Genomic DNA, 11923 nt, shown 5'->3' with positions numbered 1-11923 from the left:
CCGCCGCCCCGCCACCGCCGTCAGCGTGGCCCCCGCCGCGGTGCACACCTGCGCCGCGCGCATCAGCGTGCCCGGACGGCCCTCGTGGTACGGCTCGCTGAGGATGCCGTGGTCGGTCTCGACCTTGTGCATCGCGGCCAGTTCGACGACGGCGCCGGTGATCGCCATCTTCCGCGCCGGCCCGGCCTCCTCGACCGGCGTGAACGCCATCGTGATGCCGCCGCCGGCCGCCATCGCCGAGCCGCCGAAGACGTAGGGCAGCTGGGTGTGCGGCGCGTGCCACGACGGCACCGCGGTGTTGGCCAGCAGCACCCCGGTGTAGGTGGCCAGCGGACCGCCGAACACCGCGGCCACCGCCCCGCCGAAGCGCTTGAGCCGGGGGAACCAGCCCAGCAGCTCCACGGCCGCCGTCGCCCCGGCCGCCGCGCTGAACGGCGCCAGGATGTAGGACCCGATCGACAGCGGGGAGGTCGGCTTGATCACCCGCAGCATGTGCAGGAACCGCTCGGGCCGGCCGAGGTCGTGGATGAGGAACACCACCGACGCCAGCGAGCCCGCCCCCGCGGTCAGCCGCGACACCCGGGTCAGCGTCGGCCGGTCGGTGAGGTCGGCCAGCGCGCCGAGGATCGCCGAGGAGCCGGCGGCACCGCCCAGGAACAGGTACAGCGGCACGTCCGGCGACTTCCACACCGGCGTCTTCACGATCTGCCGGCCGTAGTACGAGGTGAACTCGACGTCCTCCACCATCGGGACCTCGCCGCGGTGGCGCCCGCGGCCGCGGTGGCGCCGCTTCCGGCCCGTGCGCTGCTGCACGGCCGGGCCCTGGTCGGCCTGGCGCCACCCGGCGCCGGGGCTGGTGATACCGCCGGTCATGTCAGCGCCTCCGCGAGCCGAGGACGGCGGTGACCGCGACCCCGATCATCATCGCCGCGGCCTTGCCGGCCGCCTTCCACATCGCCGGCAGGTCCCGCGTGGTCACGATCGGGTCGGGCGGCAGCCCGTAGACCTCCGGCTCGTCGAGCAGCAGGAAGAACGCGCCGTCGCCACCGACGCCGTCGTTCTCGTCCCGCCCGTACAGGCGCGCCGTCTCCACGCCCTGCGCCTTCAGCGTCGCCAGCCGGGCGTCGGCGCGCTCCTGGAGCTCGTCGAGGTCGCCGAACTGGATCGACTGCGTCGGGCACGCGGTCGCGCACGCCGGCTGCAGCCCGTCGGTCAGCCGGTCGTAGCACATCGTGCACTTGAAGACCCGGCCGTCGTCCTTGCGCTGGTCGATGACGCCGTAGGGGCAGGCCGCCACGCAGTACCCGCAGCCGTTGCAGATGTCGCCCTGCACGACCACGGTGCCGTACTCGGTGCGGAACAGCGCCCCGGTGGGGCAGACGTCGAGGCAGCCGGCGTGCGTGCAGTGCTTGCAGACGTCGGAGCTCATCAGCCAGCGGATCTGCTTGTCCGCGCCGCTCTGCCCGGTCTGCGGGTCGTACTCGCTCAGCGCCTCGGCGTTGAGCACGCTCTGCTGGGCGTCGGCCAGGCTGACGTCGTCCCCGGCCACCGCGGGCGAGGGGCCGCTGCCGGCGCGGTCGTCCCCGGGGCGGCCGAAGGTGGGCATCGGCAGGTCGACGGCGCGGCTCTGCTCGATGAAGGCCACGTGCCGCCAGGAGTTGGCCCCCAGCTGGCCGGTGTTGTCGTAGGACATGCCGGACAGGCCCAGGGCGTCGCGGACGCCGTGGGAGTCGTCCATCGGCAGCGTGTTCCACTCCTTGCACGCCACCTCGCAGGCCTTGCAGCCGATGCAGACCGAGGTGTCGGTGAAGAAGCCGACCCGCTTGGGGTGCTCCTCCTCGTAGCCGGCCTCGGCCGTGACGTCGGGCAGCGGGCCGAACAGCCGGTTCTCCGGGTCGCGGCCGGTGAAGGCCGGGCTCGCCGAGCTGATCGTCATCTCGCTCCCCTCCTCTCGTCGTCGTCCCGCCGGTCGGCGTCGGACCTGATCATCGCTGGGGTCACGCGGTGGACCCTTCGCCGGCCTGGGCGGCCACCGGGTCGCGGCCGTTCACGCCGACCTTCCCCGACTCGACCCCGGCCCGGCGGCGGTAGGCCTCGACGAACTCCAGCAGCTCGGGCCCCCGCGGCCGCCGCCCGGCGACGATGTCGCAGGTGCTGACCTTGGACTCCTGGATGTGGGTGTTCGGGTCCATGACGATGCCCAGCAGGTCGTTGGCCGCGTCACCGGTGGAGATGCCGGCGTAGGACCAGTGGTAGGGCATGCCGATCTGGTGCACCACCGTGCCGTCGCGCAGCTTGATCGGCCGCACCCGCTCGGTGACCAGCACCTTCGCCTCCACCGCCGTGCGCGCGCTGACCAGCGTGGCGAACCCGCCGTTGGTCAGCCCCCGCAGCCGGGCGAGCTCGGGGCTCACCTCGACGAAGAACTCCGGCTGGAGCTCCGACAGGTAGGGCAGCGTGCGGCTCATCCCGCCCGCGGTGTGGTGCTCGGTCAGCCGGTAGGTGGTGACGGCGAACGGGTAGACGTCGCTGCGCGTCGGGTTGGCCCGGTTCCACGGGCCCTCGATCATCTCCAGCGTCGGGTTGGCCTGCTGCTTGTAGAAGGCGTTCCCCACCACCGACTCGGCCGGCTCGTAGTGCGTCGGCAGCGGGCCGTCGACCACGCCCGCCGGCGCGAACAGCCAGGCCTTGCCGTCGCCCTGCATGACGAACGGGTCGGTGCCGGCCAGCGCGTCCTGCGCGTGGGCACCGTCCGGGGGCACGTAGTCCGGCCGCTTCTTCTTCTCGAAGTCGGGCACGTCGACGCCGGTCCACTCCCCGGCGGACTCGTCCCACCAGACGTACTTCTTGCGCTCGCTCCACGGCTTGCCGTCCGGGTCGGCCGAGGCGCGGTTGTAGAGCATCCGCCGGTTCAGCGGCCACGCCCAGCCCCACTCCGAGGCGACGACGCCCTGCTCCCTGGCCGGCTTCCGCCGCGCGGACTGGTTGACCCCGTCGGCGTAGACGCCGCTGTAGATCCAGCAGCCCCCGGACGTCGAGCCGTCGTCCTCCATCTCGAGGTAGGAGTTCAGCAGCCGACCGCCGGGGCCGTAGCCGTTGATCTCGCGCAGCACCAGGTCCGCGCTCGGCTCGTCGTGCTCGCCCTCGGGCAGGTAGTCCCAGGTGAGGTCAAGCAGCGGGCGGTCCCGCGGGTCGGTGGAGTCCTTCAGCCGCTCGCGCAGGATCCGGCCGAGGTGGAAGTAGAACCACAGGTCGCTGCGGGCGTCGTTCGGCGGCTCGACCGCCTTGTGCCGCCACTGCAGCAGCCGCTGCGTCTGGGTGAAGGTGCCTTCCTTCTCCACGTGCGTGGCGGCCGGCATGAAGAAGACCTCGGTGCCGATGGTGTCCGGCGACAGCTCGCCGGTCTCGTGCTCCGGGCCCTCCTTCCAGAAGGTCGCCGACTCGATCATCTGCAGGTCGCGGACGACCAGCCAGTCCAGGTTGGCCAGCCCGAACCGGTTCATCCGGCTGTTCGGGTGCCCGACGCCGGGGTTCTCGCCGACGAGGAAGTACCCGGAGACCTTCCCCTTGATCATGTCGGCGATCGTCCGGTACGAGCTGTGGTCGCCGTCGATCTTCGGCAGGTAGTCGAACGCGAAGTCGTTCTCCGGCGTCGCGGCGTCGCCCCACCACGCCTTGAGCAGGCTGGTCATGTACGCGGGCTTGTTGCCCCAGAACCCGCCCTTGCCGGCGGCGTCGGCGACGTACTCCTCCAGCGTGTGGTGCTGGTGGGCGTGCGGCATCGGCAGGTAGCCGGGCAGCAGGTTGAACAGCGTCGGGACGTCGGTGGAGCCCTGGATGCTGGCGTGCCCGCGCAGCGCCATGATCCCGCCGCCGGGGCGGCCGATGTTGCCGAGCAGCGTCTGCAGGATCGAGCAGGTGCGGATGTACTGCGCACCGACGCTGTGCTGCGTCCAGCCCACCGAGTACACCCACGCCGTGGTCCGGTCGCGGTTGCTGTTGCTGGTGACCCACTCGGCGACCTGGTGGAACACCGCCGGCTCGATGCCGCAGACCTCCGACACCATCTCGGGGGTGTAGCGGGCGAAGTGCCGCTTGAGCACCTGGAACACCGTGCGCGGGTGCTGCAGCGTCTCGTCGCGCTTGGGCTTGGCCGGGATCGGCGGGCCGCCGCTGCCGGCCGCCTGCGCGCGGTCGGACTTCTTGACGGCGGGGTCGTCCTCCAGCCGGTCCTGCTCGGCGGCCTCGGCCGGGTCGTCGGAGCCCGAGTGCGGCGGCTCCTCGAACTCGTACTGCCAGGTGTCCTCGTCGTACACCCGGTTCTCGGCGTCGAAGCCGGAGAACAGGCCGTCGAGGTCCTCGGAGTCGACGAACTCCTCGCCCACCAGCGCCGCGGCGTTGGTGTAGGCGACGACGTACTCCTTGAAGTACAGCTCGTTGCTGAGGACGTGGTTGATCAGCCCGCCCAGGAACGCGATGTCGGTGCCGATGCGCAGCGGCACGTGCAGGTCGGCGATCGCGCTGGTGCGGGTGAACCGCGGGTCGATGTGGATGATCTTCGCGCCGCGGGCCTTGGCCTCACCCACCCACTGGAAGCCCACCGGGTGGCACTCGGCCATGTTGGAACCCTCGATGACGATGCAGTCGGAGTTCGCGAGGTCTTCCAGGAAGTTCGTGGCGCCGCCACGACCGAACGAGGCACCCAGACCGGGCACCGTCGCGGAGTGCTATATGCGGGCCTGGTTCTCGATCTGGATGGCGCCCATGGCGCTGTAGAGCTTCTTCATGAGGTAGTTCTCCTCGTTGTCGAGGGTCGCCCCTCCGAGGCTCGCTACTCCCATGGTGCGGTTGACCCGCTTGCCCTCGTTCTCGTCCTGCCAGCCCTTGCGCCGGGCTTCCAGGACGCGGTCGGCGATCATCTCCATCGCCGTGTCCAGGTCGAGGTCCTCCCACTCCGTCCCGAACGGACGGCGGTACTTGACCGTGGTCACCCGCGTGGGGCTCGTCACCAGCTGCTTGCTCGCCGAGCCCTTGGGGCACAGCCGGCCGCGGTTGATCGGCGAGTCGGGGTCGCCCTCGATCTGGACGACCTTCTCGTCCTTGACGTAGACGTTCTGCGCGCAGCCGACGGCGCAGTACGGGCAGACGCTCTTCACGACCCGGTCGGCGGTGGCGGTGCGCGACACGGTGGCCTCGGTGGCCTTGCTGCGCGCGGCCTTGCCACGGCCCAGCGGGTCGGAGCCGGTGAGCTGGCGGTACACCGGCCAGCTGTCGAGCCAGGTCTTCACACGCGTCACTCTGCCATCCGGCACGCCGGGCGGCGCGCCGACAGGCCCGCTCGCCGGATCGGCGCCGTCCGCAACCCCGCGGTGCCCGGCACGACGGCGCGGGCGGGGACCGGGCCCCCCGTGGGCCCGGTACCCGCCCGCGCGGTCGCAGGTCAGCGGGCGGCGCCGTCCCGCTGCACGGCGGAGAAGGTGAACGTGAACGTGCTGGTCTGCTGCCGGAGCGCGTCGCCGGCCGTCGACGGGAAGGAGACGGTGGCCAGCAGGTGGTCCACCCCGCCCGGGCGCAGGCTCGCGGCGCCCTCCAGCGCCTCGTCCATGACGATCGGCCCGGCGTAGAAGCCGGTCACCGTGCCGCCGCAGGTCCACGACGCGCCCGCCTTCGTCCACGGCCGTGAGCAGGACTCGACGTCCATCTGCAGCCCGTCGACCCGGTCGGTGTCCAGCAGGCTGGAGACCCGCGCCACCGAGGCGAAGCCGACCGAGGCCAGCGGCACGTCGCCGTCGTTGCGCAGGTCGAAGGCGACCTGCTCGACGTCGCCGGGCATCATGGCCCCGCCGGAGAACGGGACGCTGGTGGTGCCCGCGGCGGCGTCCAGGCGGATCGAGAGCGCCCCCGTCCGCACCTCGGTGTCCACGCTGTCGCTGGCGGTGAACCCGCCGAGGGTCCCCAGACCCGCGACCGCGCCGGCCGCGGCCAGCACGGCGACCGTGCCCACGACCTTCGCGGCGACGCCCTGCCGGGCCACGGTGGTGGTGCTGCTCGCGCTGCGCACGTGCCTGCCTCCCCTGCTCGTGCCGGGGTGGCGGTTCCATCCCGCGGCAGGAGCCACCCTGCGCGGGCAACCGCAGGGTCGTGCGCAGCGATCCGCAAGAAATGCGCAGGACCGCGTCAGCCGCCGGAGCGGTCCTCCGTCGTCCGGCCGGGGGCTGCGGCCAGGACCACCAGCGCGAGCACGGCGACCGCCCACCCCGCGAGGACGAACAGGTCGCCGGCGTGCACCCCGTGGTTGCCGACGAGCGTGAGCAGCACCGGCCCCTCGTTGCGGTACTCCCCGGTGACCAGGAGGGCGGCGAACCCGGAGACGACCGCCCCGGCGGCGAGGGCGCAGGACCAGCGGAGCACCCGGCCACGGTAGACCGGTCCGGGCGCCGGGTGGTCGCTCCCGCGGACGGCGCCCGCCCGCGGCTCAGCCACCCGCGGGCACCAGCGGCTCGACCAGCGGCCGGATCCGCTCGGCCAGCGCCTGGTGCCCCTCCGCCGTGGGGGTCTCGCCGTCGTCCCCGACCAGACCGGGCGCGGTCAGCCACTCCTCCGCCAGCGGGTCGGCGAAGGTGGTCCCGGTCGCCTCCGCGGCCGCGGCGACGGCGTCCCGGTCGGTCTGCACGTAGCCCGGCGCCGGGGTCTCCGGCCACGCCGGCCCGACCGCCAGCACCGCGGCCTCCGGAGACGCGGCCCGCACCGCCTCGATCGTCTCCTGGGCGGCCGCCTGGAGGTCGTCGAAGGCGGCGTTGTCGTCGTGGGAGCCGGAGAGGACGACGACGTCCCAGTCCCCGCCGGCGCCCTCGGCGAGCTGGCGGAAGGTCTGGCCGTCGGGCGGGGTCACGAGGTAGCCGCTGCCGTCGGCCGCGGCGACGGTCAGCTCGACCGGGCGGGCCCCCTCGCCGGAGATGCCGTCGGCGACCAGCTGCGGCCACGCGACGACGCCCTCGGGCGCCACGGTGGCGCCGTCCCCGACGACGAGCACCCGCAGCGGGGCGGCCGCCGGGGTGGTCTCCAGGGCGTCCAGCCCGGCCGCCGCCGGCGCGGTGAACCCCGGCGGGGGCGGGCGGTTGGCCAGCAGGTAGGCCAGGAGGGCGACCGCGGCCACCCCGAGCACCATGACCGCCCACGCCCAGCGCGGCGCCGGAGGAAGTCCGCCCCACCACGGCGCGGACCGTACGCCGCGCCGCCGCGCCGCGGGGGTCAGTTCGACGCGCCGGTTCCCGCGGCCCCCGGGCGGCCCCGCGGCGAGCCGTCCGAGGCCAGCCGCTCGGCCTGCGCCCGGCGCTGGGCCGACCGGCGCAGCAGGACCTGGGCCTGGGCGGTGTCGGCGGTGCGGGCGGCGCGCTCGGCCAGGACGTCGGCGGTCTCGAGCAGCAGCGCCACCCGCCGCCGGTCCGCGGCCCCCACGTGCGGGCCGGGCGGGTGACCGGGGGTCATGCACGGAATCGTGGGGCAGGGCCCGGCCGCCCGCGACCCGGCGCCGGCGCACCTCGATGGGGTGACCGCGCGGGCACCGCGGCTGCAGCGCGGGGCGCCGGGTCCCGATGACGACGGCGTGACCACCGCCGTCGCCCCCGGGCCTGCCGCGCCGGCGCACGGGCGCGCGGGCTGGGCTGCCGTCCTCGCGCTGGTCGCCGTCGTCCTCGGCGCCTGGTCCGCGCCCGCGCCCGCCCGGCTCGTGTGCCTGGGCGGCGCCGCCGTCCTCGGCCCGGCGCTGTGGGTCCTGTGGCGCCGCCAGCTCCGGCTCGCGGCGGCGCTGCGCACCGGCCGCGCGCAGTTCACCGCCCTGGTGCGGAGCAGCACCGACCCCGTGGTGCTGCTCGACGACTCGCTGCGCGTCACCTACGCCTCCCCCGCGATCGCCGCCCTCCTGGGCCGCGAGCCGGCCGAGCTCACCGGCCTGCGGCTGGCCCACGCCGTCCACCCGGAGGACCGCCGGGTGCTGTTCCCCGCGCTGCGGTCCCGGGCCGGCGACCAGGGCGAGCTCGCCGTCCGCACCGCCCGTGTCCGCACCGGCGACGGCGGGTGGCGGCTGGTCCAGGCCACCGTGCGCGACCTGCGCGCCGACCCCGAGGTCGGTGCGCTCGTGCTGTTCTGCGCCGACCTCACCGCCGACCGCGCCGGCCCCGACGCCGAGCTGCTCGAGCTCGCGCTCACCGACCCGGTCACCGGGCTGCCCAACCGCAGCGCCCTGGTGCACCGGCTGGCCGCCGTCCAGCGGCAGGGCCCGGCGCGCGCCACCGCGCTGGTGCTGCTCTCGGTCGACGGCGCGCCCCCCGCCGGGACCACCGTCCTGCGGGCGATCACCTCCCGGCTGGCCCGCGAGCTGCGCGGCGAGGACTGGCTCGCCCGCGGGACCGACGGCGACTTCGTCGTGCTCGTCGACGGCTCCGTCGCGGACGCCGAGGTGGTCGCGGCCCGGCTCGTCGCCACCCTCGGCCGGCTGGCCACCCCGGCCGGCCGGCTCACCGCCGTCGCCGGCGTCACCGGCCTGGGCGCCGACGTCGATCCCGGCGAGGCCCTGCACCGCGCCGACCTGGCCCTGCGCAGCGCCCGCGGAGCCGGTCCGGGCTCGGTGCACCGCGCCGACGACGCCCTGCGCTCCGCCGAGGGGCGGCGCAGCGCGCTGAGCACCGACCTCGCCGGCGCCCTGGCCCGCGGCGAGCTGCGGCTGGTCTTCCAGCCCGTCGTCGACGTCGTCCTGGACCGCGCCGTCTCCGTCGAGGCGCTGCTGCGCTGGCGGCACCCCGAGCTCGGCGACGTCTCCCCGCAGGAGTTCGTGCCGCTGGCCGAGGAGTCCCCGCTGATCACCGAGCTGGGCCGCTGGGTGCTGCGCGAGGCGTGCGCCACCGTCGCCGGGCTGCCCGGTGAGGAGCTCGCCGTCGCCGTCAACGTCTCGGCCCGCCACGTGCACAGCGGTGAGCTGGTGGCCGACGTCGTCGCCGCGCTCGCTGCCAGCGGCCTGCCCGCCGCGCGGCTCGTCGTCGAGCTGACCGAGTCGATGCTGCTGGACAGCCACGTCACCGGGGAGCTGGAGACCCTGCGCGGGCTGGGCGTCCGCATCGCCGTGGACGACTTCGGCACCGGCTGGTCGTCGCTGGCCTACCTCGCCGGGATGCCGGTCGACCTGCTGAAGATGGACCAGCACTTCCTGGCCGACGTCGAGCACGACCCGCAGCGGCGGGCGCTGTGCCGCGGGGTGCTCCAGCTGGGCACCAGCCTCGGCCTGCCCGTCGTCGTCGAGGGCGTGACCACCCCCGGGCAGCTCGCGCTGCTGCGCGAGATGGGCCACCGCTACCTGCAGGGGTACGCCCTCGCCCGTCCGCTGGAGGCCGGGCGGCTCGCCGACGGTGGCTGGCGCACCGCCGTCGCCGTCGGGCTCGCCGCCCCGGCCGCCGGGACGCCGTGATCGCGGACGCCCCGGGGCCGTTTCTCGACGGGTCCCGCGCCGTCACCGTCTGACGTCGTCGCACGTCGGGGGCGAGGGCGCCGGGAACGATCCCGTGACGGGCCGGTGAACAGCAGGGCGCTCGTCTGGTGCGCGGTCCCGGCCTGCCGGACAGTGGGGTGCGTGAGACCCGACGCCCGCGCCTGGTTCGCCGATCGCACGTCGACCGCCCGGTCCCTCGACGAGGTCGACGTCGACGCGCTGCTCCGCGCGAAGCGCCGCGGCGGGCACCGGGTCAGCGTCGTCCTCCCCGCCCGCGACGAGGAGGCGACGGTCGGCGGACTGGTCGCCGACCTGCACGCGCACTGGGTGCGCGGCGTGCCGCTGGTCGACGAGCTCGTCGTCGTCGACTCCGACAGCACCGACGCCACCGCCGCCGTCGCCCGGGCCGCCGGCGCCTCGGTCGTGGCCACCACCGACGTGCTGCCCGGCGCGGGCACCCGCCGGGGCAAGGGCGAGGCGCTGTGGAAGTCGCTGGCCGCCACCACCGGTGACCTCGTGGTCTTCCTCGACGCCGACCTGCTCGGCGACGTCGCCCACTACGTGCCCGGGCTGCTCACGCCGCTGCTGACCGATCCGCAGGTGGCCTACGTCAAGGGCTGCTACACCCGGCCGCTGGAGGTCGGGGACACGGTGGTGCCCGCGGGCGGGGGGCGGGTGACCGAGCTGACGGCACGGCCGCTGCTCAACGCGCTGTGGCCGGAGCTGGCCGGCATCGTGCAGCCGCTCGGCGGGGAGTACGCCGGTCGTCGCTCGGTGCTGGAGCAGGTGCCGTTCGTCTCGGCCTACGGGGTGGAGGTCGGCCTGCTCGTCGACCTGCTGCGGCTGGGCGGGCTCTCCTCGCTGGCCCAGGTCGACCTCGGCACCCGCCGGCACACCTCGCAGGACGTCGAGGCGCTCGGGGAGATGGCCGGGCAGGTCGTCGCCACGGTGCTGTCCCGGGCGGCGGGTGGGCGCGGGGTCAGCGGGTTGCTCACCCAGTTCCGGCACGACGGGCAGGGGTTCGTGCCGCGCAGCAGCGCCGTCGGCGTCGACGAGCGGCCGCCGATGATCACCGTCGCCGAGTACCGAGCCCGCCTCGCCGTCTGACCCGCCGCGCTCGTCGGCCCTCCCCCGCCGCCGCCGGCCGCGCGCGGCGCGTTCGGTCGCCTGCCCTGCCCGAGGCGAGGAAGATCGCCCCGTGCCGCACGACCGCTCCCCCCGTCCGCGCCGGTGACCGGCCCCGAGGTCGTCGCCCACCGCGGGGCGACCGCGGAGGCGCCCGAGCACACGCTGGCCGCGTACCGGAACGCGGCCCTCGTGGGCGCCGACGCCGTGGAGTGCGACGTCCGGATGACGCGCGACGGCGTGCTGGTCTGCGTCCACGACCGCCGCGTCCGGGGCACCTCGAACGGCCGCGGCGTCGTCTCCGCCCTGCACCTGGCCGAGCTGGAGCAGTTCCGGTTCGGCGCCCGGCGCGGCCGCCTGGACCGGTGGGCGGACGACACGATCACCGCCGTCTCGGACGAGCCCGACGTCGAGAACGGGCGGGTCCTCACCCTCGACCGGTTGCTCGAGTACGTGACCGCCACCCCCGGGAGCGTCCGGCTGGCCATCGAGACCAAGCACCCCACGCGCCACGCGAGCCGGGTGGAGCAGGAGCTGGTGCGCTCGCTGCGGCGCTACGGGCTGCTGCAGGGTGACCGGCCGGCGCAGTGGGGCGGGAAGCCGGCGTTCCGGGTGATGAGCTTCTCCCAGCTCGCGGTGCGCCGCGTCCAGGCGCTGGCCCCGGGGGTCCCGACCGTGCAGCTCATCGGGAAGCGGCTGCGTGCGGTGCGGACCGAGCTGCTGGCGAGCTCGATGAGCGCGGTCGGGCCCGGGGTGGGGCTCGTGCGGGCGGATCCGGGGTTCGTGGCGGAGGCGCACGCCGCGGGCAAGGAGGTGCACGTGTGGACGGCGAACAAGCCCGCCGACATCGACCTCCTGATCGGGCTGCGGGTCGACGCGATCATCACCGACCGGCCCGACGAGGCGCTGCGCCGGCTCGGGCGGGGCACGACCCCCGCGGCGTAGCCCGCCGTTCGAGCCCGGGTCCGGCTCCGGCTGCGGCTCCTGCTCCTGCTCCTGCTGCCTACCCGCCCCGGCCCAGTAGCGCTCTGCCCACACCCGCGGGGCAGAGCGCTACTCCCGCCGGACACCCACCTGCCCTCGGCGGCGTCCCCCGCCCCACCTCGCCGACGGGAGGTGCGGAGGCGCGGGACGGCGGCGGGCTCGGGCGGTCGGGCCACGCGGCGCTGCGCCGGCTCGGGCGGGGCACGACCCCCGCGGCCTAGCCCGCCCGTTCGAGCCCGGGTCCGGCTCCGGCTCCGAGACCCCACCCCGACCCAGTAGCGCTCTGCCCCGCGGGTGTGGGCAGAGCGCTACTGGGTCGGGGTGGGGTCTCGG

At 75.1% G+C, this 11923-nt stretch carries 9 protein-coding genes and 1 pseudogene; 3 read left to right on the top strand and 7 right to left on the bottom strand.

The genetic code is table 11. The annotated features are described in order from the left end of the window. The 7 genes and pseudogenes from nrfD to E9565_RS19855 all read right to left on the bottom strand — a co-directional run. Positions 1-873: NrfD/PsrC family molybdoenzyme membrane anchor subunit (gene nrfD / locus E9565_RS19890; RefSeq protein WP_236836568.1), on the bottom strand; the 873-nt coding region annotated here is incomplete at its 3' end. Between the two features lies 1 nt (position 874). Next, positions 875-1936: a 4Fe-4S dicluster domain-containing protein gene (locus E9565_RS19885; protein ID WP_236827107.1), complete on the bottom strand. Its 1062-nt coding sequence runs from the start codon at positions 1934-1936 to the stop codon at positions 875-877. 61 nt (positions 1937-1997) lie between these two features. Then, positions 1998-5288: pseudogene (fdh, locus tag E9565_RS19880) on the bottom strand (formate dehydrogenase). Between the two features lie 152 nt (positions 5289-5440). After that, complete coding sequence (locus E9565_RS19870) at positions 5441-6061, bottom strand: hypothetical protein (RefSeq protein ID WP_236836566.1); 621 nt, start codon at positions 6059-6061, stop codon at positions 5441-5443. A 116-nt stretch (positions 6062-6177) separates the two neighbouring features. Further along, positions 6178-6411, bottom strand: a complete 234-nt coding sequence (locus E9565_RS19865) for a hypothetical protein (RefSeq protein ID WP_236827103.1) — start codon at positions 6409-6411, stop codon at positions 6178-6180. Positions 6412-6475: 64 nt separating this feature from the next. After that, complete coding sequence (locus E9565_RS19860; protein WP_236836565.1) at positions 6476-7156, bottom strand: SGNH/GDSL hydrolase family protein; 681 nt, start codon at positions 7154-7156, stop codon at positions 6476-6478. A gap of 95 nt (positions 7157-7251) precedes the next feature. Further along, on the bottom strand, positions 7252-7488 hold the full coding sequence (locus E9565_RS19855; protein ID WP_236836564.1) for a hypothetical protein: 237 nt from the start codon (positions 7486-7488) through the stop codon (positions 7252-7254). Here E9565_RS19855 and E9565_RS19850 point away from each other — a divergent pair. From E9565_RS19850 to E9565_RS19840, 3 genes are all read left to right on the top strand, one after another. Further along, positions 7487-9460 carry a bifunctional diguanylate cyclase/phosphodiesterase gene (locus E9565_RS19850; protein WP_236836563.1) on the top strand — a complete coding sequence of 658 codons (1974 nt, stop codon included), beginning with the start codon at positions 7487-7489 and terminating at the stop codon, positions 9458-9460. The two genes, E9565_RS19855 and E9565_RS19850, sit on opposite strands and share 2 nt — an antisense overlap. Before the next feature lie 162 nt (positions 9461-9622). Further along, a complete protein-coding gene (locus E9565_RS19845) occupies positions 9623-10588 on the top strand; it encodes a glucosyl-3-phosphoglycerate synthase (protein ID WP_236827099.1) in 966 nt (321 codons plus the stop codon). Between the two features lie 123 nt (positions 10589-10711). Further along, positions 10712-11551, top strand: coding sequence for a glycerophosphodiester phosphodiesterase family protein (locus tag E9565_RS19840; RefSeq protein WP_236836562.1), 840 nt, complete (start codon positions 10712-10714; stop codon positions 11549-11551). Positions 11552-11923: the final 372 nt, after the last annotated feature.

Source organism: Blastococcus sp. KM273129 (genome assembly GCF_021698995.1).
GTDB lineage: Bacteria > Actinomycetota > Actinomycetes > Mycobacteriales > Geodermatophilaceae > Blastococcus.
Note: the sequence above shows the minus strand (reverse complement) of the source record. Positions and strands in the feature narration are given on the sequence as shown.